General features: G+C 61.5%; 18 protein-coding genes. 10 read left to right on the plus strand and 8 right to left on the minus strand.

What is annotated here, in order from left to right:
* Nucleotides 1–33 precede the first annotated feature (33 nt).
* The 5 genes from ACSSVQ_RS06495 to ACSSVQ_RS06515 form a co-directional block, all read right to left on the minus strand.
* Complete coding sequence (locus tag ACSSVQ_RS06495; protein WP_454181625.1) at nt 34–1,404, minus strand: peptidase M20; 1,371 nt, start codon at nt 1,402–1,404, stop codon at nt 34–36.
* Between the two features lie 2 nt (nt 1,405–1,406).
* Entirely contained in the window at nt 1,407–2,069 is a 663-nt protein-coding gene (locus tag ACSSVQ_RS06500; RefSeq protein ID WP_454181626.1) for a cysteine hydrolase family protein, read from the minus strand.
* Nucleotides 2,066–3,118 (minus strand): LLM class flavin-dependent oxidoreductase, encoded by a 1,053-nt coding sequence (locus ACSSVQ_RS06505; RefSeq protein WP_293328333.1) that lies wholly within the window; start codon nt 3,116–3,118, stop codon nt 2,066–2,068. The genes ACSSVQ_RS06500 and ACSSVQ_RS06505 overlap by 4 nt, the downstream gene beginning before the upstream one ends.
* 68 nt (nt 3,119–3,186) lie before the next feature.
* The gene (locus tag ACSSVQ_RS06510) at nt 3,187–4,500 is read right to left on the minus strand and encodes an MFS transporter (protein WP_454181628.1); all 1,314 of its coding nucleotides are present in this window, start codon (nt 4,498–4,500) and stop codon (nt 3,187–3,189) included.
* A gap of 49 nt (nt 4,501–4,549) precedes the next feature.
* Nucleotides 4,550–7,078 (minus strand): TonB-dependent siderophore receptor, encoded by a 2,529-nt coding sequence (locus ACSSVQ_RS06515; RefSeq protein WP_454181630.1) that lies wholly within the window; start codon nt 7,076–7,078, stop codon nt 4,550–4,552.
* Nucleotides 7,079–7,650: 572 nt separating this feature from the next.
* Here ACSSVQ_RS06515 and ACSSVQ_RS06520 point away from each other — a divergent pair.
* On the plus strand, nt 7,651–8,499 hold the full coding sequence (locus ACSSVQ_RS06520; protein ID WP_454181632.1) for a TauD/TfdA dioxygenase family protein: 849 nt from the start codon (nt 7,651–7,653) through the stop codon (nt 8,497–8,499).
* Nucleotides 8,500–8,541: 42 nt separating this feature from the next.
* Nucleotides 8,542–9,393, plus strand: a complete 852-nt coding sequence (locus tag ACSSVQ_RS06525) for an oxidoreductase (RefSeq protein WP_454181634.1) — start codon at nt 8,542–8,544, stop codon at nt 9,391–9,393.
* An 81-nt stretch (nt 9,394–9,474) separates the two neighbouring features.
* Here the strand turns inward: ACSSVQ_RS06525 and ACSSVQ_RS06530 are convergent, their stop codons facing one another.
* Nucleotides 9,475–10,290 carry a TauD/TfdA dioxygenase family protein gene (locus tag ACSSVQ_RS06530; protein ID WP_454181636.1) on the minus strand — a complete coding sequence of 272 codons (816 nt, stop codon included), beginning with the start codon at nt 10,288–10,290 and terminating at the stop codon, nt 9,475–9,477.
* A gap of 156 nt (nt 10,291–10,446) precedes the next feature.
* Entirely contained in the window at nt 10,447–11,052 is a 606-nt protein-coding gene (locus tag ACSSVQ_RS06535) for an NADPH-dependent FMN reductase (RefSeq protein ID WP_454181638.1), read from the minus strand.
* A gap of 459 nt (nt 11,053–11,511) precedes the next feature.
* Here ACSSVQ_RS06535 and ACSSVQ_RS06540 point away from each other — a divergent pair, with 459 nt between their 5' ends.
* The 4 genes from ACSSVQ_RS06540 (at nt 11,512) to ACSSVQ_RS06555 (ending at nt 17,363) form a co-directional block, all read left to right on the plus strand.
* Nucleotides 11,512–12,696: an aromatic ring-hydroxylating oxygenase subunit alpha gene (locus ACSSVQ_RS06540; RefSeq protein ID WP_454181640.1), complete on the plus strand. Its 1,185-nt coding sequence runs from the start codon at nt 11,512–11,514 to the stop codon at nt 12,694–12,696.
* Between the two features lie 39 nt (nt 12,697–12,735).
* Entirely contained in the window at nt 12,736–13,530 is a 795-nt protein-coding gene (ygiD, locus tag ACSSVQ_RS06545) for a 4,5-DOPA-extradiol-dioxygenase (RefSeq protein ID WP_454181642.1), read from the plus strand.
* 186 nt (nt 13,531–13,716) lie between these two features.
* The gene (locus tag ACSSVQ_RS06550; protein WP_454181644.1) at nt 13,717–14,799 is read left to right on the plus strand and encodes an acetamidase/formamidase family protein; all 1,083 of its coding nucleotides are present in this window, start codon (nt 13,717–13,719) and stop codon (nt 14,797–14,799) included.
* A 188-nt stretch (nt 14,800–14,987) separates the two neighbouring features.
* Nucleotides 14,988–17,363, plus strand: coding sequence for an acetamidase/formamidase family protein (locus ACSSVQ_RS06555; protein WP_454181646.1), 2,376 nt, complete (start codon nt 14,988–14,990; stop codon nt 17,361–17,363).
* Here the strand turns inward: ACSSVQ_RS06555 and ACSSVQ_RS06560 are convergent.
* On the minus strand, nt 17,356–18,288 hold the full coding sequence (locus ACSSVQ_RS06560) for a carbohydrate kinase family protein (protein ID WP_454181648.1): 933 nt from the start codon (nt 18,286–18,288) through the stop codon (nt 17,356–17,358). The genes ACSSVQ_RS06555 and ACSSVQ_RS06560 overlap by 8 nt on opposite strands.
* 341 nt (nt 18,289–18,629) lie before the next feature.
* Between ACSSVQ_RS06560 and ACSSVQ_RS06565 the strand changes: the two genes are divergently transcribed.
* The 4 genes from ACSSVQ_RS06565 to ACSSVQ_RS06580 are packed head-to-tail and all read left to right on the plus strand — an operon-like array spanning nt 18,630 to nt 24,251.
* Complete coding sequence (locus ACSSVQ_RS06565) at nt 18,630–19,190, plus strand: helix-turn-helix domain-containing protein (RefSeq protein ID WP_454181650.1); 561 nt, start codon at nt 18,630–18,632, stop codon at nt 19,188–19,190.
* Between the two features lie 16 nt (nt 19,191–19,206).
* Nucleotides 19,207–20,847, plus strand: coding sequence for an amidohydrolase (locus tag ACSSVQ_RS06570; protein WP_454181652.1), 1,641 nt, complete (start codon nt 19,207–19,209; stop codon nt 20,845–20,847).
* Entirely contained in the window at nt 20,847–21,770 is a 924-nt protein-coding gene (locus tag ACSSVQ_RS06575; protein WP_454181654.1) for a CobW family GTP-binding protein, read from the plus strand. The genes ACSSVQ_RS06570 and ACSSVQ_RS06575 overlap by 1 nt, the downstream gene beginning before the upstream one ends.
* A 15-nt stretch (nt 21,771–21,785) precedes the next feature.
* Complete coding sequence (locus ACSSVQ_RS06580; RefSeq protein WP_454181656.1) at nt 21,786–24,251, plus strand: GcvT family protein; 2,466 nt, start codon at nt 21,786–21,788, stop codon at nt 24,249–24,251.
* Nucleotides 24,252–24,297: the final 46 nt, after the last annotated feature.

Below are 24,297 nucleotides of genomic sequence, written 5' to 3' on the forward strand. Positions count from 1 at the left end.
TGAGCGTTCGATCGAGCGTTCATGGGCGCGACCTCAGAACGGCTTGTCGCCATAGACGGGCTTGTAGGTGTCGGCATTACGCCGCCCTTCCGCCCGGCCGCAGACCGAAAGCGCGGTCAGCGCATAGATGAGCGCGCTGTCGGCGAGATCGTCCGGCGTGGGCCGCCAGCGCGGCATGCCCGTGGTGACGGCGGGAATGCGATGCATGTTGAAGACGTTCTGATCGCGCCACATGGAGGAATAGACGGGGTTTGCTCGCTCGAGCGGCCGGCCGAGAGAAAGGCTCGTCGCCCGCCCCACGGCGGAAACGAGCGGCGCAACCTCATCCGCATCCGCTTCGAAGCCGTGACGCACCACCATGGGCTCGATGTCGAAGCCGTCGAGATCGAACTGGCGCATGAGCGCCGTCAGCTCATGCTGCACGTCGGCTGCCTTCTGCTTCGGCGTCAGGCCTGCCTCGGTATAAAGGGATACGACCTCCGTGCCCGCCCCGAAGGAATGCGGAATACCGGCGCGAATGCTGTCGATCTGCGTTTTCGGGATGGAGATGCCGCCTTCGCTTTCATAGCGATGACGCTCCGGATAGGTGCGCCCCCATTCATGCAAAGCTTCGAGAATGGGACCCAGCCGGTAAATCGGGTTGGGATGCTCCAGCATGTTTTCCGGCGTATCGAGAATGGGCGTGAAGATGCCCTGCCCGTATATCCGGATACGGAAAACGACATAGCCGCAGCCCTGCCAGGTGAGACCGAAATCCGTACCTTCCGCCGCGATGGCGAAATCGGGCGAGACGCCGCCATGATGGAAGAGGTAATGCGCGCCGATATCCTTGCCGAGATAGTCGACACCCCGGCGCTCCTCGATGGGCTCCGGGCCGATTTCGCCGGGACAGGCCGTCAGGTACAGCTTGCCGGAGAGATCGAACCCGGCCTTCTTCAAGGCCTTGGCGGCGATCAGGAAGCAGCTCATGGGGCCGCGGTCATTGGCAATCGGGTAGCCGAAGAGCTTGCCGTCTTCGAGCCAGCATTCCTGCCACTCGCGGTTTTCCAGTGTTTCGGGCCGGTAGCGCGCCGCGTCGAGATCCGGTTCCCATGTCGGGCTTTCCGTATCGAGATGCGCGGTGAAGAGAAGGTTCTTGCCATCGCCATAGCCGCCATATTCGCCGATGACGTTCTGCCGCTCCGGCGTGGCGCCGACGGTGCGGGGGGTGAAGCCCTCGCGCTGCAACCATTCGAAAACGTAGTTGCTCGCCTCCGCCTCATGACGCGAAGGGCTCGGAATATTGCCCAGCTCAAGCGCCAGCTCGGTCAGCTCATCCTTGTCGATGGAGGCGGAGAGCGCGGCGCGCTCCTCTTCACCCACCTGACAGGGTGCGGGCATTTTGATGTTCAGAAGATCGGTCATTTTCAGTTTTCCCAAGCACCCTGGATGTCCGCTGTCTTTTTCAGGATGGCGCAATTGAGTTCCAGCGACTGGAGCGCCGCCTCATGCACATCCGCGCCATAGGCAGCGCAGGCGTCGTCCGCGATGAAGACGTGATAGTCGCGGTGGAAGGCATCGCGCACCGTGCAGTCCACACAGCATTCCGTGGTGAGGCCGCAGACGACGAGCGTGTCCACGCCCGCGTCGCACAGCACATCCGCAAAGTCCGTGCCGTAAAAGGCGGAGTATTTCGGCTTCAGCACCACGCGGTCGCCCGGCTGGGGCTGAGGACCGTAGAAGGCAGCGCCCGGCGACCCGGCGCGGCAGACATTGCTTTCCGCTTCCGGATCGCCATGGCGGCGGCGCATCCACTCGCCCCATGACGGGCTGTCGGTTTCCGGCGAGGTGGAAAGGCCGATGAAAATCACCGGCACTCCCGCCTTCCGCGCGGCGGCGATCAGACTTTCGGTCTTGGCGATTGCCGCCGGCACGGCTGACATATCGACCCCGAAGCCTGCCAGCAGGCCGTCCGGCGCAGCGAAATCGACCTGGATGTCGATCACGCACAGCGCCGTCCGGTCCGGAGCGATCCAGGCCTTCAGATCGCCAGCACCCTCAGACGAGGTATTTTCCGCAAGCTCCGTCATGCGAAGTGAGCCCGGAGCTTCGGCAGCACTTCGGCGCCCATGATCTTCAGCCCCTCGACATAGTCGGGGAAGATCAGCATGACGCCGTCGAGCTCGCAGCCTTCGACCTGCTCTTTCAGCTTTTCAAGGCAGGTCGCAGGCGTGCCATGCACGACATGGGTCATGAAGGTTTCCTTCGCCTTCTCGCCCATCACGCTGGAACTGCCATCGGCTTCCATACCGTAGGAGCGCATCATGCCCTGCACGGCGCCCCAATCGAGACCTTCCTTGTAGTAGGCGACTTTTTCAGCGGCCTCCTCGTCGGTTTCGCCGAACACGACCGTGCTCATGGCGAAAACCTTGATCGTCTCGTTGTATTCATCGGCAACGCGGCGGGCCATGCGGCTGATGCGCAGCGTGTCTTCCGCCGTCTTGCCGCCGATGAAGCAGGCATCGGTGTTCTGAACCGTGAAGCGAAGGCCGCGCTCCGACTGCCCGGCGCAGATGAGATAGGGGCGCGGGCTCGACATCGGCTTGGGCTCGGAGACGCAATCCTTGAAGGTGAAGAACTCGCCTTCATAGTCGACATGGTCCTTTTCCCACATCGTCCTGACGAGCTTTGCCCACTCCTCCGCATAACGGTAGCGACCGTCATGATCGAGGTTCTCGGGCCAGGCACCCATCTGGTCGAACTCGTCCTTGTAGGAACCGGACACGATGTTGAGCCCGGCGCGGCCGCCCGAAATGTGGTCGAGCGTCGCGATCATCTTCGCGACGACAGCAGGGTTCTGCAGCAGGGTGTGAACCGTGGCGATGATCTTCGCATTCTTCGTCGCCTCGGCGATGCCGGCCATCATGGTGACGGATTCGAGCGAGGTGCCCCAATGCTCTGTCTCGCCGCCAAAGCCGCGCCATTTCATCATCGACATGATGAAATCCAGCCCGATCTCGTCGGCAAGCACCGCCGCGTCGCGGTTCTGCTTGTAGGACGCGTCCAGCTTGGGCGTGTTCTTGGAAATGATCCATCCGCCATTCGCTATGGGGAGGAAAACGCCGAATTGCTTCGTCATCTTGGTACTCTCGTTTCTGGTTTCGCGGGACGACCGTGTCCCGTCCTTACTCATGTCATTCGGGGGCGTCAGCTCGACGAGCCGACAGCCTCCATTCGCAATCCCTCTTCTCCCCCGTCTTCAGCCTGATCCTCGGCAGCCGCATCGCCTTCATCGCTTCGCACCGGCGGGCGCATCAGCAGCACCGCGCCGCCGACCACCGCGGGCACGATGGCAAAGAGCAGGAAGGCCGGCACGAACGACCCCGTGGTGTCGCGCACATAGCCGCCGATGAACGGACCGAAAGAGGCAAGGGTCGCCGCCACGTTCACCATCGAGAAAAGCTCAAGATAGGGGCCGCGCCCGAAATAGTTCATCAGCAGCACGCTGGTGGCGAGGAAGGTGGCGCCATAACCGATACCGACCCCCGCCGCATAGAGCAGCAAAATGGGAAAGCTGGTGCCGAGCGTCAGCGCCACCATGCCCACCACGAGGCACATCAGCGACATGAAGAGGAGCTTTTTCGGCTCGAAGAACTCGCCAAGGAAGCCACTGCCCGCGCGCGCCGCGGAATTGAGAAAAGCCTCGACGCTGAGCAGGCTGCCGGCGAGCGCCATGGCCACGCCATGCTCCGTCAGATGCGCTACGGAGAGGCTGTTCACCGTGATGCCGCAGAGCAGGAAGGAAACATAGGCCGCCGTGATGATATAGAACTGCGGCGTGCGGAGCGCCTGCGCGACGGTCCAGGTTTCTTTCGTCATGTGGACGCCGGGCGCGGCATCGACAACCGCGTCATTCGCGATCTCTTCAGCCTTCTTGTCCTGCTCTTCGCCTTCGCGGAGGAAGAGCGCGATGATAAGCGCAGCGATACCGGTCAGGACGGCCGCAATCATCCAGTGCATGCGCCAGTTGTCCCAGACGCCCACCGCGGTGAAATAGATCAGCGGACCGACAATGCCGCCCAGACCGCCCAATGTGTAATAGATACCGAATGCCATGGACTGCTTCTTGAAGCAGCGCGCGATGACATAGGTGCCGGGCACCGTCGCCACGAAGGAAAACCCCGTGCCCGCGAGTATCGTTCCCAGGAAATAGACCCCGATGCCTTGCACCTCATAGAGGCAGAGGAAGCCCGCGACCATCATGGCGCCGCCGAACAGGACGGTCAGGCGCACATTGGTGTAGCGGATCATCAGTGCCGGCGGATAGCTCGACAGGCCGCAGGAGATACCGAGCAGGGTGAAACCGAGACCGGCCGAGGTCCAGTCCCAGCCGAGGTCCCGCACCATGTCGGGCAGGACCACGCCGAGAGAGGTGAAAGTGGTCGCGGTGACGAGAAAGAACATCAGGCTGAAAGACAGCAGGACGAACCACGCATATAGGTTGTCACGAAGTTCACTCATAGCGCCTTTTGCCTCCAATACTCTTTCTCGTCACACGCATCATTCGCCGTCAGAAGCGATAGGTCGCCGTCACACGCCACTCGCGGCCCTTGCCGGGCAGAGCGGCGACGTCGCCATAAAGATCCTGAAGCGGGGTGAAGTACTCTTCGTCGAACAGGTTGTTGACGTTGAGCTGCACTTTCCAGTCATAGAAGTCCGCATAGGCCGAGGCCTGCACGAGGTAGTAGTCCGGATAGTGGATGGGGTTGGCGGAGAGACCGGCGGTCTCCGACACGTATCTTACGCCCGCTGTCGCCCCGAGCTGACCCCAGGAGTATTTGTCCGTGGTGTAGGTCGCGAACAGGCTCGCCACGATCTCCGGAATACGGCGGTCTTCGATTTCGCCCGAGTAGTAGGAATTACCCGTGACGCCAGCCATATCGCTGAAGGAGTAGGCAGCCAGCGATCCGCCATAGTTGGTCGCCACATCGGCATAAGGCGTGCCAGCAAAGTCGGACGGGCGGAAGTAGTAGAAGGCGTTGTAGCTGCCGAGGATCTTGGTCTGCTGAGCATTACCCGCGAAGGTGAAGCTCAGATTGTCCGTCGCCAGATAACGCATCTCCAGCTCGATACCCTTGCCTTCGGTCTTGTCGACGCTACCGCTGACGGTGTCGTAGATGGTCCTGTGCTGGCGATAGGCGGCGAAGGAGCCCGTGAGGATGCCGTCAAAGGCCTCCAGCTTGATGCCGGCCTCGGTGAGGTCGCCATCGGACAGCCAGGAGCCATTGGCCAGGTTGCCCGGGGCCACGTCGCCTGCCTGACCGAACTCGATGGCCGCGGTCTTGGCATAGGTCACATAAGGACGGAAGCCGTAGGGCAACGGCACCATGGCCATGGCCGAGTAGGTGAACTTCCCATCGTCATTATACTGATGCCCCGGCGTGCAGTAGCAGAGCGTGCCGCGATCGATGGTCTCTGCCGCATACCAGTCGTAACGGCCGGTCAGCGTGATATCGATGGCGCCGCCAAGGTCGGAGTCGAGCATGGCGTAGATACCGGCATCGTTCCAACTCGACTCGACATTGCTGTCCCATCCGTAGCCGGACCCGGCATCGAAGGGAGAGCCCAGCGTATCGTTCGGCGTGGCGCCGACCGAGATGTCGCGGCGATCGAGCGCGATGCCGCCATAGTTGAAGGACTCTTTCTTGGTCGCCGAGTAGTAGCGGTTGGACACACCGACATTGTAGTCGAGCGTGAACGGCACGAATGCCAGATCCGGCGCGAAGCTGCCGGTGTAGCTGAGGCGCCCTTCGCCCGTATAGGCTTCGTAGTCGGCCGGGAAGCCGTAGCTCACGAAACGCTCATTGCCGAGCGAGTCGAAGAAGAGCTGGAACCTGAGCTTCGAGCCGTCGGAGTATTCGTGAACGAGATCCCCGAACAAGGTAACCGTGTAGGTCTCGGAGAAATCCCTGTCGCTGATGTAGACGTTTTTAGGGTCCAGTTTGGTGGTTCCAACACCGGTGTCCAGGGTGCGTGCCGTGGGATCGGCGTCACAGAAACCGAAACACTGCGGATAACTCGTCAGCCCGCCGGCCGGCAACTCGCCATAGTCGAGATAGCCATTGCCATTCGCGTCCGTGACACTGGTATTGCGGCCGGTGGTGTAGGTACCATTGTCGATCAGGTCCTGGGTCAGACGGTTCCAGCCCGGCGTCTGCACATAGCCGTCGGAATGGTAGAACATGCCGCCTACCTTGAACGACCAGCCGTTGTTCATATCGAAATCGCCGGTCGTCTGCAGGAGCTGATGCTCCGGCGTGATGCCATTGTAGAAGCTGCCGGAATCCTCGATCTCGCCATAGACATAGAGGCCGCCGTCGGTATTGCCGAAGCTCATCGGAATACCGGCCTGGAAGCTGCCGTTCTTCTTGTCATAGGATCCGAAAGTGCCCGAGACCTCGCCCGTCACGTCGGTGAGGTAGCCGGCTTCTTCCGAAATCTTCGCGGTCTTGGGCTCGAGGTTCATCGAGCCGCCGACCTTGCCCGGTCCGAAATTCGCCGTGGGCGGGCCGCGCAGAATGTCCACGCGCGAGGTGGAGCCAAGCGGCGTCTGATAGGTGCCGCGGTTTTCGATGCGCTTGAAGCCGTGGAAATAGGTTTCGGCCAGAAGACCGCGCACATTCAGCGCGCCTTCCACACCATAGAAAGACGCGGTGAACGTGCCCGGCGATACGGCAGCCAGGTCGTTGACCGTCGTCACGCCATAAGCGTCAAGCGTATCGTCGCTGACGAATGTCGCAGAGCGCGCCGTTTCGAGCAGCGGCTTGTCGATACCAAAAAGCAGGTCGCTCGGCTGTTGCTCCAGCAGCCCCGCCTTGTCGCGTTCGGAAATCACGACCATCTCGGCCGCCTTCTTGCCGTCGCCCGCTTCGCCATCCGTGGTCTCGGAAGACGAGGTGGACAAGGTCATCACAGGTGCGTCGTCACCCGTCGCAGTTTCTCCACCTGCTTCCTGCGCGTGGACAACACGCGGCAAGGTCGTGGTGCCGATCATCAGCACCATCATCGAAACAGAGGAGAGAAGTAATTTTCTTCGCATGCCAGAAGCCCCCTTCACACAAACAAGGCCGCGCTACCAACAAGGTGCATGAGCGGCAGGGACTAGAAGAGCAATAGGCGTGCCAGACAGACAATTTGTTGATTCAATTGACTTTTTTGTTTTTCAGCACTCCGGAACTGACTTCTTGTCAGCCTCTATCCCCAAGGCTACGGCATGACCTGCCACCGATTTCGGCACCGACGAGGCGCCGGGCGTATTCAGACAAGTATGCGTTCGCCTTCCCTCGCTCAGAGGACAGATTGATTGCTGAAAGACGCAGCGCCTAGCCGCATTCGCCGCAACCGGCTTTGCGGGAAACACGGCCACGCGACGGACCACAGCGGGGCCAATGCCGCATGAAACATGGCTATTTCGTCACTTTCGCAAAGCCATTCCCCGTTTATGTACGATTTCGTCCCGCCCGCATCTCTGCCGCATTGTTCAGCACCCGCGTCGCAGGGGCAGATCGCGCGCTTCATCTGCGGCAAAGGATTGGGCGCATCGAAACAAGATCACTTCATAGAAGATGAGTAGCCTTCTTCAACCAAGTGACAGTGATTGATGAAGTGACCATGGCGCCTCAATTGAAACTGCGTGAGCTGAAACCAGGCTTTGGCGCGGAAATACTGGATGTCGACCTCAAGACAGCGGATAACGAAACGCTGGAAGCGGTCGTGGATACGTTCAACAAGCGCGGCGCCATCCTGCTGCGCGGCCAGGAAATGGAGCCGGACGACCTGATGTCGTTCATCTCGCGTTTCGGCCAGCCGGAAGGCCATACGCAGAAACAGTTCACTCTGCCCGGCTATCCTGAAATTTTCATTCTCTCCAATCGCGAAGTCGACGGGAAACCGATCGGTGCCCATAATGACGGCGTGGGCTGGCATACGGACTATTCTTACAAGGAAGAGCCCGTGAAATGCACCATGCTCTATGCCAAGGAAGTGCCGCCGGAAGGCAGCGACACGCTGCTGGCCGATCAGTGCGCCGCCTACAACGCATTGAGCGAGGAGCGCAAGGCGGAACTCGATGGCCTCAAGCTGCATCACAGCTACCAGCATTTGATGTCCACGCGCGAATTCGGCCGCATGGAACTTTCCGAAGAGATGAAGGCGGCCAATCCCGATGTCATCCATCCGCTCATCCGGACGCATCCGGCCAATGGACGCAAGGCACTCTGGGTGAGCACCGGCACGGTGAAAGAGATTGTCGGCATGCCCAACCCGGAAGGGCTGGAGCTTGTGGACGAACTCGTGGATTTCGTCACAAGGGACGAATTCGTGCACCGGCACAAATGGCAGGTCGGCGACATTCTCATGTGGGACAATCGCTGCACGCTGCATACGGGCACGGTCTATGACGACACCAAATATTACCGCCTGATGCATCGCCTCTGGGTGAAGGGCGACAAACCCTACTGAGCGGCTTTTCCCGTCAGTTCCGAATTTACGGGAGAGGATCCCATGACAGAGCGCGACACGCGTATTTGGTGGATTACGGGCGTCAGCAGCGGTCTCGGCCGCGCCGTCGCCCTCGCCGCGTTACGGCTGGGCGATCATGTCGCCGGCACGGTACGACGCGAAGAGGACCGGACGGCCTTCGAGGCGCTCGCCCCGGGCCTTGCGCATGGCTATCTGCTCGATGTGACCGAGCAGGAAGCAGTGCGGGAAACCGCCGCGCGCATCGAGGCCGACCTCGGCCCCATCGACATCTTGGTGAACAATGCAGGCTATGGGCTGGTGGGCGCGGTCGAAGAAGCGTCCATGGACGAAATCAGGGCGCAGTTCGATGTGAATTTCTTCGGCGCAGTTGCCGTCATCCAGTCGGTTCTGCCCTATATGCGGGCACGCCGCGCCGGCCGCATCATCAACATCACCTCGGTGAGCGGCCTTGCGCCCTGGTGGGGCACCGGAATCTATGGGGCCAGCAAATTCGCGATGGAGTGCATAGGCCAGACGCTGGCGGAAGAAGTCGGCCCGCTCGGCATCAAGGTCACGAATGTGGAACCGGGCGGCCTTCGGACGGAATTTGCCGGCGGATCCATGTCCTTCACGGCGCGCGAGATCGAGGATTACGACGCGACCGCGCATGAGGCGCGGCGGATTTTCGGCGATCATGCGGGCGAAGAACCGGGCGATCCGGTGAAGGCGGCGCTCGCCATTCTGCATATCGCGGATGCGGAAGAGCCGCCGCTGCACCTGCTGCTGGGGGCCGATGCGCTTTTCTATGTCGGCCGGAAACTCGGCGCTTTCCATGCGGAGATCGCCCGCTGGGCGCAGATCAGCCTTTCGACCGGTTTCGACGAACGCGAGTGACGTCATTCACGCCCCGAGAAATGACCCGAGAAATGAAAAGGCCCGCACATCGGCGGGCCTTTTTCGTTCGTGCATGTCCGTTCAGGCGGGACGCTTGTCCCCGGCGATGGTCACGCGGAAACCGGAGCGTGTCTGCGGGAAATAGTCCCAGACGGCAAGATGCCAGGTGCAGCGATTGTCCCAGAAGGCGATCGAATTTGGCTGCCAGCGGAAACGCACCTGGAAGTTCGGGTTAGCGCAATGCTTGTAGAGCATCTGCAGGATGCCGTCGCTTTCGTCTTTCCTCATGCCCACGATTTTGGTGGTGTAGGAAGGATTGACGAAAATGCCCTTCTTGCCCGATACGGGATGCGTGCGCACCACGGGGTGTTCGTTGCAGGGGAACTTCTTGTCCGGATCGTTCGTGATCGGACGATAGACATGCTCCCCATCATGTACCGCATAAAGCCCCTCAAGGTAGTCCTTCATGCGGTCCGACAGCGCATCATAGGCTGCATACATGCTGGCAAAGAGCGTGTCGCCGCCGACTTCCGGCACGGTATGCAGATAGAGAATGCTGCCCATGGGCGGAATTTCATTGCAGGTCAGGTCGGAATGCCAGTTGTCGCCTGCGATGAATTTGGAGTTCGCATCCGCATGGATCGCCACGATTTCCGGATGATCGGCAAGGCCGGCCACGCCGCTATGGATCGCCAGCTCGCCAAAAGCCTTGCCCAGCGTCTTGTGCCCGTCATGGTCGATATGCTGATCGCGGAAGAAAACGACCTGATAATCGGTGATGGCCTGCCGCAGCTCGGCAATGACCGGATCGGTTAGCGGTTCCGAAAGATCGACACCAAAAATCTCGGCGCCGATATTCGCCGTCATCGGTTTGATCTCAAGGATTTCGTAGTCCATCTGCACTCATCCTTACAGAAAGTCCGGTTATTGCCCCGGCGGGGCACCGCTGCCGGAAATATGTTGCTGTTTCAAACCTATCCAAAAGCCGTGCCAGATACTTGTTCTGAAGCGCCCTTCGCTTTGACCGGCGGGCGCCGCCCTTACCTGCCGGGCTCACATACCGAATGCATAGGTCTCGTAGTCGGTGACGCCGCTTTCGCGCACGGCCCTCAATGCCTTTCCATATTCCACGAGAATACGCAGTGCGTGATCGCACCGTCCGGCGACCATCTTTTCCTCGTCCGAGGAAGGCTCGCCGTTCAGCATTTTCGAAACGTGGCGGATGATGACGTGGTCGGGAATCCAGCAAATATGATTGTTCTTGTAACCGCTGGTGCGCAGCTCCGCGACGGGATAGGAGCCACCCAGCGAAGCGGACACGGACACGATCAGACCCGGCTTGTTGGCCAGTTCCTTCGAGCACAGGAGCAAGAAGTTCTTGAGCGCGGGCGGCACCATGCCATGCCATTCCGGCGTCACGACAATGATGGCATCGGCTTCGGTCAACTCCGCGGAAACGGGTGCCCAGGCTTCCTTGAGCGGCGAGGGATCGCCGGTGAACATGCTCTGATCCCAGAGCGGCAGCGGGCCCGAGCCCAGCTCCAGCAGATAGACCGATGTTCCTTCGCATAACTCCGCGACGCGCTTTTCAAGGTAGCGCGCGACTTTCAGAGATTGCGATTCCGGGCGCTGGCTCCCGGAAACGATAGCGATCTTCATGGGCTAAACCCTTTCGGCTCTTCTTCGTTCAAAATGCCGGCAAAGCCTAGAAGAGAGCCGGGTCGAGCGTCTTGCGCCCTCACGCTCGATTGCTTGCACAAAACGCCTCCGCCCCGGACTGCAGCAGCGCGATGCTGAAAATCCGGGCAGCGATGCGGCAAAGCTGTGCAGACCGCCATCCCCGCTCCGTCCGGGAACAAAGTTTTTGGGCGGCATACCGCAAGAGTGCGCAAGCGGAAGCCGATAGTCTTTTCGGTGTGAAGGGCCTTCTTCCGCCGCCTTTGGCGCCTATGCGCCGCCGGCTCGGACCGTTCCTCGGGCAGGCCCCGACACGGCAACCCTCCATCGGCCCGATTGTTGCGTAGGAGGCCGTATGGAGGGCCCGTGTCATTCGCAAGGGACCGCCGCGCACCCTGCCGGCGGCGAGCAAATGTCACAACCGACAAGAGGCAAACGCATATGACCGACAATCCGCTGAACGAGGAATTTTTCCAGAGCCTGGAAAGCTCCGTTGTCGACGTGCTGGATGCCGAGACGCTGCCGCCGGCCTGCTACACCAGCGAAGCCTTTTTCGAATTCGAGAAGGAAGCGCTCTTCAACCATGAATGGCTCTGCGTCGGCCGCGTGGAACAGGTGAAGAATCCGGGCGACTACTTCACGGTCACTCACATCAACGAACCGCTCATCATCTGCCGCACGCGGGAAAACGAGCTGAAAGCGCTGTCGGCCGTGTGCCAACACCGCGCCATGCTGGTGGCGGAAGGACGCGGCAACACGCGCGGTTTCGTGTGCCCCTATCACCACTGGACCTACGCGCTGGACGGACGCCTTTCCGGCGCGCCGGCCATGAACAAGACCTGCAACTTCCGGCGCGAAGACGTCCGCCTGCCGGAAATCAAAACCGAGGTGTGGGAAGGCTTCATCTTCGTCAATTTCGACGAGAATGCAGCCCCCCTCTCTCCGCGCCTGACGACGGTGCAGGAGACGTTCAAGAACTACGACCTTGCCAATGCCGAAGGTCCCGCGCCGGACGAACCCTTGAAGTTCGAGTGGAACTGGAAGGTCCAGATGGAAAACAACAATGACGGCTACCATGCCAGCCGTCTGCATCAGGGGCCGCTGCACGAGTTCATTCCGAGCGAGTTGTGCAGCTTCCCGCCGGTGCCCGAGGGAGCCGCGGGCTATCTGCGCTTCAACGGGGCACGCCATATGGACCCGGCCTTCAACCCCACGCAAAAGGCGGTATTGCCGGTATTTCCGAAGCTGACGGACGAAGAGCGCCACCGCGTGATGTTCGCCAATGTACCGCCGACGCTGTCGCTGGTGATGACGTCGAGCATGGTGATCTATCTCATCCTGCATGCGGAATCGGCGCAGGAACACTCCATGACCATCGGCCTTTTGATGGCGCCGGGCGCCATGGAACACCCGATGTTCGAGGAACTCATGGATTTCACCATGAAGCATACGATCGAGATCACAAGCCAGGACCAGCATGTAGACGAGCTGGTGCAGGTGGGCCTCAATTCCCGCTTCGCACCGCGCGGACGCTATTCATGGCAGGAGCAGGCTCAGAGCGATCTCAATGTCTGGCTGGTGCAGCGCTACAAGGAAACCTGGGACCGCATGAAAGCCGGCGCCTGACCTTATTTTCACAACCGCCGAGAAACGAAAGAGCGAAAAATGACACCCCCCGCCGCGACCAAGCGCATGCCCGCCATCTTCATCGGACATGGAAGTCCGGGCAATGTGATGGAAGACAATTTCTTCACGCGCATGTGGGAAAGGCTGGGAGAAGAAATCGGCAAGCCCCGCGCCATCATCTGCGTCTCCGCCCATTGGTGTACAAGGGGCGTTCGCGTGACGGGGCAGATCCACCCTCGCACCATCCATGATTTCGGCGGCTTTCCGCAGGAAATGTATCAGATGGAATATCCTGCGCCGGGCGATCCGGCGCTGGCTGCGGAGCTTGTCCGCCGTCTCTCCCCGCTCGATGCCGAAATCGACCATGAGTGGGGCTACGATCATGGCAGTTGGGCGGTCCTCAAGAAAATCTATCCGAATGCGGATGTTCCCCTTATCCAGCTCAGCATGGATATTCGCAAACCCCATGACTGGCATTATGAGGCGGGAAAGAAACTTGCCGCTTTCCGCGACGAAGGCGTTCTCGTCATGGGCAGCGGCAATATCGTGCATAACCTGCCGGAAATGAACTGGCGCATGCGCGACGGGAGCTATGACTGGGCAGCCCGTTTCGGCGACTACATTCGCGAAAGCATCGCCTCGGACGAACCGGAAAAGCTTGTCGATTACGAGAGTTTCGGGCGGGATGCCAGGCTTTCCGTCCCCTCGCCCGACCATTACTGGCCGCTTCTCTATGTCATGGGCGCGCGCGCGGAAGGCGAGCCGGTGCATTTCGAAACGCCCGTCGTCGAATATGGTTCGCTCGACATGACGACCATCGTTATCGGGGCCTGAGCCCCAGCTGTTTTTGCGGCAATTTCGTGCGCATGACTGCCTGAATAGAAGGCAGCGTCGATCTGCCGGGCCAAATCATCAATTTCCGCTGCGCGGGCATGCAAGACGTTCCGCCCTTGTCGCCTCTACTCTTTTCGTCAGGGTCGAAATTGTGTCCGGCCCCCGGCGTTGGAAGAGGAGTGGACGATGGATCAGATGTTGGCAAGCAAGGGCTCTGCCGGAACCGACCGTAGCGAGCCGACCGGGCTCCACATGCTGCGGGCGACCCCCGAAACGGTGCATTGGGGCTATTTCGATGCCTCGATTGCCCCGGTGCTGACCGTCAAGAGCGGCGCTCTCATCCAGGCCGAAGCGCTGACGCATCACGCGGGCGACGCGCCCGAGCTGATGATGGACGAATCCGTGCGCCACATCTACGACACCGTGCCGGAAGCGGACCGCAATCCCGGCGTGCATCTGATGACCGGCCCGATCTATGTGGAAGACGCCAAACCCGGCGACATGCTGGAAGTGCGCTATCTGCGCATGGTGCCGCGCTTCGACTATGGCTCGAACCTCGCCGCCAACTGGGGTCATCTCTACAAGGAATTCGGCGAGAAGGAACGCGTGACGATCTACAAGATCGACCGCTCCACCAATCTCGCCGAGGCGCATTACGCCTATGACTATCCGGGCCTCTACGAGACGCCCGGCAAGATCACCAATTGCCCGGAATGCGACCGGCAGCGCGCCTTGAACGGCGTGCGGGTGCCGATCCGCCCGCATCTGGGCACGGCGGGCGTGGCGCCCGACCAGCCGGGCCGCGTCAGCACCATTCCGCCGGGCGCGCATGGCGGCAATATCGACAATTGGCGCATCGGCGCGGGCGCGACGATGTTCTATCCGGTGCAGGTGGAAGGCGGGCTCTTCTCCATCGGCGACCCGCATGTCTCGCAGGGCGACGGCGAAATCAGCGGCACAGCCATCGAGGCCTCGCTCGACGTGCTCTTCCAGATCGTGCTGCGCAAGGACTTCGAGTTCCCCTCGCCGCTGCTGGAAACGCCGAGCTACTGGATCGTGCACGGCTTCGACGAAGACCTGGACAATGCGATGCGCAACGCCTCGCTCGACATGCTCAAATTCCTCAATGAGGAGCAGGACCTCAGCAAGGACGACGCCTATTCGCTGATGAGTATCACGGCGGATTTCACCGTAACGCAGGTGGTGGATGGCCGGCAGGGCGTGCATGTGAAGGTGCCGCGCAGCATCTTCCCCACCGGCAAGAAATGAACTTCTCGTAAGGCGGGCACGCTTCTTGCTGCCGTAGGGGCAGGTATTTGCAGCCAGCGGCATGGATGCCGGGTTCTTTGGCTGACAGGAGCGCGCGAGGCCGTTGCGGCTGCACAAATTGTCAGCATACAGCATCCCGAACAGGCAATGTTCGGGATGCACGTTTGTAACAAGAGTGCGTGAACCCAATGGAAGCCTGGCGCTTTTCCACAGAAGCCTATCCGAAACCCGACCGCTATGAGGCCTGGCAGGATGTCATGCGCCGCCTGGCACTGAAGCCGACCGGCCATGAAACGGAAGAAGGCGCCTATGGCCTTCTCTCCGTCGTCACCACCCATTCCGGCATCAATTTCACCCGGCTCATCTCCACACCTCAGGAACTCACCCCGATCCAGGAGATCAACCGCGAGATCGGCAAGGACGGCGTCTGGGTCGTCTCGGTTCTCGAAGGCCGGATGACGTTTCACGATGGCGGCAACGACCTCAAGGCCATGTCGGGCGATATCGTTTACGCAGCCGTCGGCTCTCACACCACGCTAACGCTCGACACGAATTGCCGCCTCATCATGATCCATATTCCAAGCTCGGCTTTCCGGCCGAAGTTGATGGCGCCGCTCCCGACCAAGGTCATCCATATGTCGGGCCGGGCGGGTGTGGGCCATGTGCTGGCGGGCTTCCTCGCCTCCGTGGGCGAGGCGCTTGAAGACCTCAGCGTCGATCAGCTCCGCCCCATCGAGATGGCATTGCCGGAATTCCTGATGGCGGGGATTTTCCGCCAGGCGGATACGCGCGCGCTTGGCGGGGCGGCGGGCGTGCGCGCGGCGCTGCTGCATCGCATCTGCCAGACCATCGAATCCCATCTCAGCGATCCCGATCTCTCGCTGACGCGGATCGCGGAAGAACACGGGATTTCGCCGCGCTATGTGCAGAAGCTGTTCGAATCCGTCGGGCAGAGCTTCGGACGCTATGTGCGGTTCCGCCGTCTGGAGCGCTGCCGCTACGACCTGGAAAGCCCGGTGCATGCGCAGCTGTCGATCTCGGATATCTGCTTTCGCTGGGGCTTTAACGATGCGGCGCATTTCAGCCGCGCGTTTCGCGACCACTACAAGGTATCGCCGCGCGAGTTCCGCCGCTCCGGCCTTGCCGCCGTGCCGGATGACGGTCCCTGGACGATCAATCGCGGGCGGCCCGACGACAAGGAGAGCGGCAAGTCCGACCTGCAGGAGACGGAAGCTTCCTCCAGCCCCGCCCCGGCAGAAGAGGATGGCGAGTTGCAGGTGCTCTCGCCGCCCGAGGCGACGACCACCGAGTCCAAGGGGGGTGGGCCTGCCCATCACTATCTGCCGGTCACGCGAAAGACGGTGCATTGGGGCTATTTCAGCCGCTTCCTGCCGCCTGTGGTGGAAATGAAGTCGGGCGATTTCATCACCATCGAAACGCTGACGCATCACGCCAATGACGACCATGAGCGCATGGTCGAAGGCGATCCCGGCGCGGAAGATGTGTTTCACTGGACGGAAGACAGCAAGAATGTGGACCGGCGCGGGGCGGGCCCGCTCGACGCCTCGACCTATGGACGCGGCGCGGGCGAAGGCTTCGGCGTTCACATCATGACCGGTCCCGTCGCCGTGGAGGATTCCAAACCCGGCGACATTATCGAGTTGCGGATTCTCGATATCGCGCTTCGCCCCAGCGCGAGCCAGCGTTTTGCCGGGCGCAGCTTCGGCAGCAATGCGGCGGCCTGGTGGGGCTTCCATTACAGCGACCTCATCACACCGCCTGCGCAGCGCGAAGTGGTCACGATCTACGAGATCGACAAGCGCCACGGGAAGGAATGCGCCCGCGCCGTCTACAATTACCGATGGACGCCGCAGACCGATCCGTTCGGCGTGACGCATGAGAAAATCGACTATCCCGGCGTGCGGGTGGACCCGACCACCGTGGAAAAGAATTTCGACGTGCTGAAGGATGTCGAAATTCCGCTGCGCCCGCATTTCGGTGTCATTGCACTGGCGCCGGATCATCGCGGCATCGTGGACAGCGTGCCGCCGGCGCATTTCGGCGGCAATCTCGACAATTGGCGACTGGGACCGGGATCGCGCATCTTCCTCCCCGTCGCCGTGGCGGGCGGGCTTTTGTCCATCGGCGACCCGCATGCCTCGCAGGGCGATTCCGAACTTTGCGGCACCGCCATCGAGTGCTCGCTGACCGGCGTCTTCCAGGTCGTGCTGCACCGAAAGAGCGATCTGACCGGCAAGCTTTTCGATCTCGACTATCCGCTGATCGAGACGGAGGACGAGTGGGTGATCCTCGGCTTCAGCCATCCGAACTATCTGAAGGAACTGGGCAAGAACGCACAGGCGGAAGTCTATAAGCAGTCTTCCATCGACATGGCGATGCGCGACGCCTTCCGGAAGACGCGGCGCTTCCTTATGACCTCGAAAGGGTTGAGCGAGGACGAAGCGATCTCGCTCATCTCGGTCGCGGTGGATTTCAGCGTGACGCAGGTGGTGGACGGCAATTGGGGCGTCCATGCCTGTATCCGGAAGAAGCTCTTTACCTGAGCTTCGGCATCAAACCGGCGCCCAGCGCGTGCAGCGCTTCCGGCGGGCTCGACGGTCCGGCATGAGCGCATTTTACGGCGGCGATTGCTGCGCCGAAGCGTAGCGCATCCTCGAAGCCTGCGCCGGATATATCCGCAAAAAGGAAGCCGGCATGGAAGGCATCGCCCGCGCCCGTCGTGTCCACGATGCTCTCCGGCAGGACGGCGTCCACGCGGCATGACTCTCCCGCCCCGTCCAGACCGACACTCCCCTCCGCGCCCATGGTGACCGCCGCACGGCGCGCGCCCAGCGCGACGAGCTTTTGGAGCATGGGCTTCAGTTCATTGGTGCCCGCAATCTCCGTGGCAACGGCACGCGGTAGAATGACCGTGTCGCAGGCTGCGATGAGGGCCAGCGTGTCCTCCGACACGACTTCGACATCGCAAAGCGTCGGCACGCCACGCTCGCGCGCCTCCTGCGCAATCGCCACGGATCCGGGCATGTCCATGCCGTCGAAATAGGCATAGCTCGCGCCTTTCCAGATGCTTTCCGGCAGCGAGGAAGGGTATGGCGGGTAATCTTCGGGCACGGTTTCGACGATGCTGCGCTCGCCCGTTTCCCGGTCGAGCAAGATATAGGCCGCCGTGTTGGGGAGGCCCACCGCGGTGATGCAGCCTGCGCCGTCGATGCCGCGCTCCGTCAGGAACTCGCGCACGCGCACGCCGTTCTCGTCATCGCCGGTCACGCCCGCATAGACGACGGTGAAGGCTTCTCCCCGGCTTTCCCCCAGCGCGGCAAGCGTCGCCGCCGCATTCATACATTGGCCGCCCATGACGATACGTGCCGGGCCGGAGGGCTGCTTGGTATCGGGCCGCAGCCGACCAAGCTCGACATCGAGAATAACGTCGACATTGTTCCGGCCGACGCAAATGATCCTGTCTCTCACCCCTTGTCCTCCGCTTCCACGTCACCGCGGGGCCTCTGCAAGATTGACGCCGGATGCGTTCCCTCCCGAGGGCCACGGGCAAGACATGGAACAGATGCGCAGCTAGTCGGCGAGAGCTGCGTCCGCAAGATTGCCCCTACATGGCCGCGCCCAACACAGCATCCATATATTGACGATGAGCCTGCCCGCGGGCCGGACGACGGCGTGGCAAAAAAGGGTTGCATCGCTTCGGGATTGTGAAAGTATTTTCAGAATAATGAAATTATTGGATGGATTTTTCATTCTTGGCAAAGCCCCGGACCAAAACAGCACCCGCTGGAACCGATACCAAGCAGACAGATTTGCGCGTTCCTATCGGCACGCAGATCCGCGAGTTGAGACGCGCGCGCGGCCTGACGCTGACGGACCTCAAAAATCTGACCGGGCGGTCGCTCGGCAATCTCAGCGAGATGGAACGCGGCGTCAGCCCGATCAATCTCGACGCGCTGGACGCCATCGCCCGCGCGCTGGACGTGTCCATCAACTGGTTCTTCTCCGGCGCCGATAACGGTCCGGCCGACGAACGCGACTATGTCGTGCGCAGGAATGCGCGCCGCGGGATCAATCTCAGCCAGGCGGGCACGCGCGAAGAACTGCTCTCCCCTCACCTCACCGGCGCACTGGAACTCGTCATGACCACTTTCGCACCCGGCATGGGAACGGGCGAAAACGGCCGGGAGCGGCGGGGGGAAGAAGGCGGCTATGTGTTGTCGGGCACGCTGGACCTCACCGTCGACGGCAAAAGTTTTCACCTCGAAGCCGGCGACAGTTTTCAACTCCCAAAGGCCGGCAAGCACTGGTGCCACAACCCCGGTGCCACCGACGCCGTGGTTCTCTGGGCCATCAGCCCGGCAACCTACTGAAAAGAGATCGGACCCCATGAGCGAGATCACCGTCTATACGGCCCGCAAGATCAGGACCATGAACCCGTCCATGCCGGAGGCGACGGCGGTCGCGGTGCGCGAGGGCCGGATCGTGGAGGCCGGCTCGCTGGAAACGCTGAAGCCCTGGCTCGACGCTTATCCGCACAAGGTCGATACGCGCTTCGAAAATCATGTGCTGATGCCGGGCTTCATCGACCCGCATCTGCATCCCTCGCTCGGGGCGATCCTGCTGCCCTGCCATTTCATCACGGCGATGACCTGGCATCTGCCCGACCGGGTGAGCCCGCCCGTGACCAGCCATGAGGACTATGTCGCGCGGCTTCGCGAGATCGAAACATCCATGACCGATCCCGACGAGCTGCTGCTGACATGGGGCTATCACAAGATCTGGCACGGGGTTGTGGACCGCACGGTGCTCAACGACATCTCCGCCACCCGCCCGATCATCGTCTGGCAGCGCTCGTTCCACGAAGTCATCGCCAATGACGCCGCCATCGACTGGATGAAGCTCGACCGCGCGGAGCTTGAACGCCATCCGCAAATCGATCTTGCATCCGGGCGTTTCTTCGAAACGGGCCTCGCGGTCGCGACGAAATCCATGAACCCCTACCTCTTCGCACCGGAGCGTTTCGGCAAGGGGCTCGAGCTCGTCAAGAAAGCCATTCACTTCGGCGGGCACACGACCATCGGCGAACTCGCCTATCCACTCATCAATGACGAGCTGGAATGGGACATTCTCGCCAACACGATCGAGCAGGACGATGTGCCCTTCCGCATGCGACTGGTGCCGCGCGGCGCAGGTCCCGGCGAAACGGACAAAGCCGTGGAGCGGGTGAACGGGTTTCAGTCGCGCAAGACCCGGCGTCTGAGCTTCGGCAATGGCGTGAAACTTTTCAGCGATGGCGGCTTCTTCGCCGAGCTGATGCAGATGCAGCCGCCGGGCTTCATCGACGGCCATCACGGCGAATGGATGACCGCGCCGGAAACGCTCGAGGCGCTTGCCCGCGCCTTCTGGAACGAAGGCAAGCAGATCCATGTGCATTGCACCGGCGATATGGGGCTCGAACTTGCCCTCGACATATTGGAGAAGCTGCAATTCGAGCGGCCGCGCTTCAACCACCGCTTCACCATCGAGCATTTCGGTGCCTCGACACCGGAGCAGGCGCGCCGCATCAAGGATCTCGGCGCCATCGTTTCAGCTAATATCTATTACCTGCATGAGCTGGGCGAGGCCTATTGGCGCCAGTCCATCGGTTTCGAGCGCGCCTCGCAAATGGCACGGCTGGGGACACTGGAACGGCTGGGCGTGACGACCGCGCTCCATTCTGACTTCACCATGGCGCCCGCCCTGCCGCTCAACTCGGCCTGGGTGGCGGTCAACCGGCTGTCGGAATCGGGCACCGTGCTCGCGTCGGAAGAACGCATTTCGCTCGACAGCGCCATGCGGGCCATCACCATCGACGCGGCCTATATGCTGGGCATGGAGGACGAAATCGGCTCCATCCGGGCGGGCAAGATGGCGGATTTCACCGTGCTCGAAGCCGACCCGTGGGAGACGGCGCCGGAAGACCTGAAGGACATTCCGATCTGGGGCACCGTGTTCGAGGGCGAACCCTTTCCCCTCGGGGAGCGATGATGCGCATTCCCATCACCTTGCTGACCGGCTATCTGGGAGCAGGGAAGACGACCATCATCAATGCCCTGCTTTCGCAAAACCCGGATCGCCGCATGGCGGTGCTGGTGAACGATTTCGGCGCCGTCAATATCGATGCCTCGCTGATCGCATCGCGTGACGGGGATACGGTGCGCCTGGCCAATGGCTGCGTCTGCTGCTCTATCAAAGACGATCTCGGCACGGCGCTGGATGAGCTCGCCAAAAGCCCGCATCCGCCCGAGCATGTATTGCTGGAAGCAAGCGGGGTGGCCGATCCGCAGCGCATTGCGCGCCATGCCGGGCACTGGCCGGGCTTCGAACTCGACGCCATCGTTACCGCCGTGGATTGCGAAACGGTGCGCGAACGGGCCGCCGACAAATTCGTCGGCCATCTGGTCGAAAGCCAGATCCTCACCGCCGACATCATTGCCCTGACGAAATCCGATCTGGTCGCGCCGCGCGACGCGGACAGCACGACACGCTGGCTTCACTCACTGAACGGCGACGCCCTCGTCACGGATGCCCCTCATGGCAGGGTCGAGCTGGCGCTTCTGCTGGGGCCGCGCCCGGGCCGCCCATCCCCGCCTGCTATGCCCGATCAGCCACATGATGCGTTCAGAACCATGCATTGGGTGCCGAAGCACCCTGTCGACACGGAAAAGCTGTCACGTGTCCTGAGCGAGATGCCGCGCGCCGTGCATCGAATAAAGGGGTTCTTCGTCGATGCGCGGAGCGGACGTATGACCCTGCTACAGCAGGTGGGACGGCGCTTCCGGTTTTCCGACGCGCCCAAGACGGCCGCCCCCGGCCTCGTGCTGATCGCTTCGGGGCCCGACATGGATCTGGCGCGCTATCGCCGCGACATTGAAAGCTGCCAATCCACTATTCCGTCCGAGCGTGTGTAACCGGAGGTTTCTTCCTTGCCCGACATACAAGACAAAGCGCGCGTTCAAGACAGGGCCCGCGTCGTCATTGTCGGTGGCGGTATCGCGGGATGCTCCGTCGCCTATCACCTCACCCGGCTCGGCTGGCGCGATGTCGTGCTGCTGGAGCGCAAGCAACTGACCAGTGGGACGACCTGGCACGCGGCAGGGCTCATCGCGCAATTGCGCGCGACGGCAAACATGACGCGGCTCGCGAAATATTCGCAGGAACTCTACGGTACGCTGGAGGCGGAGACGGGGCTTGCCACCGGCTTCAAACGCACCGGCTCGATCACCGTCGCCCTTACCGAAGACCGGCGCGAAGAGCTGTTGCGCTCCGCCGCCATGGCGCGCGCTTTCGGCGTTGAAATCGAGGAAATCTCGCCGGCCGAGATCGGCGCGCGCTATCCCCATCTCAATCTCGACGGGGTGCTGTCGGGCGTTTATCTGCCGAAAGACGGACAGGGCGATCCCGGCAATATCGCACTGGCGCTGGCGCGTGGTGCGCAACAACAGGGCGCGCGCATCCATCAGCAGGTCAAAGTCACCGGCATGGCCGCCGAGGGACGACGCATCACGGGTGTCGACTGGCAAGACGAAGACGGAAACGAAGGGCATATCGCCTGCGAGGCGATCGTCAATTGCGCCGGCATGTGGGCACGCGATGTAGGCCGGATGGCAGGTGTCAATGTGCCACTTCACGCCTGCGAGCATTTCTACATCGTGACGGAATCCATTCCCGATCTTGGCGCGCTTCCTGTGCTGCGCGTGCCGGACGAATGTGCCTATTACAAGGAAGACGCAGGCAAAATCCTGATGGGTGCTTTCGAACCGGAGGCGAAGCCCTGGGGCATGAACGGCATTCCCGAGGATTTCGAATTCGATCAGCTTCCAGATGACTTCGACCATATCGCGCCCGTACTCGAGCAGGCGGTAAACCGGGTGCCGGTCCTTGCGCGCACCGGTATCCACACTTTCTTCAACGGGCCGGAAAGCTTCACGCCGGACGATGCCTATCATCTCGGCCTGGCACCGGGCATGGACAATGTCTGGGTCGCGGCGGGGTTCAACTCCATCGGCATCCAGTCCGCCGGCGGGGCGGGCATGGCGCTTGCCCAATGGATGGAAGGCGGCGAACGGCCGTTCGACCTCGGCGATGTCGACATTGCGCGGATGGAACCCTTTCAGGGGAACCGATCCTATCTCCATGCCCGTTCGACGGAGACGCTGGGCCTGCTTTTCGCCGATCACTATCCCTATCGGCAGAAAGCAACGGCGCGCGGAATCCGGCGGTCGCCCTTTCACGATCAGCTTAACGCACAAGGCGCGGTCTTTGGCGAGTTCGCGGGATGGGAGCGCGCCAACTGGTTCGCGGCGCCGGGGCAGGCGCGCCGCTATGACTATTCATGGAAGCGGCAGAACTGGTTTCAAAACGCCGCTGCCGAACACCGGGCCATCCGCACGGGCGTCGGCATGTACGACATGTCGTCCTTCGGCAAGCTGCGCGTTGAAGGACGCGACGCGGAGGCCTTTCTCAACCATATCTGCGGCGGGGACATGTCCGTTCCCGTCGGCAAGATCGTCTATACGCAGTTCCTCAACACGCATGGCGGCATCGAGGCGGATGTCACCATCAACCGGCTGTCGGAAACCGCCTATCTCGTGGTCACGCCCGCCGCGACGCGGCTTGCAGATGAAAACCGGATGCGACGGTATCTCGGCGACTACTCGGCCGTCATTACCGATGTGACGGCGGCGGAGGGCGTGCTTGCCATTATGGGGCCGGGGTCGCGCGATCTGCTGCAAGCGTTCTCTCCCAACGACTTCTCGAATGCGGTGAACCCTTTCGGGACCGCGCAGGAGATCGAACTGGGCATGGGGATTGTCCGGGCGCACCGCGTTTCCTATGTGGGCGAACTTGGCTGGGAACTCTATATCGGCGCCGATATGGCTGCTCATGCCTTCGAAACGATCTGGCAGGCAGGGCTCGACCACGGACTGAAACTCTGCGGGCTGCATATGATGGATAGCTGCCGTATCGAGAAAGGCTTTCGCCATTTCGGGCATGACATCACCTGCGAGGACCATGTACTGGAGGCTGGCCTCGGCTTTGCCGTCAAAACGGCAAAGCCCGATTTCATCGGTCGCGACGCGGTCCTGCGAAAAAGAGAAGCGGGACTTGAGCGGCGGCTGGTGCAGTTCCTGCTGAACGATCCGGAACCGCTTCTCTTTCACAACGAACCCATATTGCGAGACGGCGAGGTCGTCGGACATCTGACGTCGGGCGCCTATGGACATCACCTCGGCGGCGCCATGGGGCTGGGCTATGTACCGTGCAGCGGCGAGACCGCCGATGACCTGCTCTCATCAACCTATGAAATCGACGTTGCCGGCACTCGGGTCCCTGCCAAGGCTTCGCTCAAGCCGATATACGATCCAAAAGGCGAGCGCGTTCGGCTGTAGCGTCCAGCGGGCTGTGTATCGGGAAATTCTGCACCACATTCCGACG

The organism is Parvibaculum sp. MBR-TMA-1.3b-4.2, assembly GCF_053628815.1.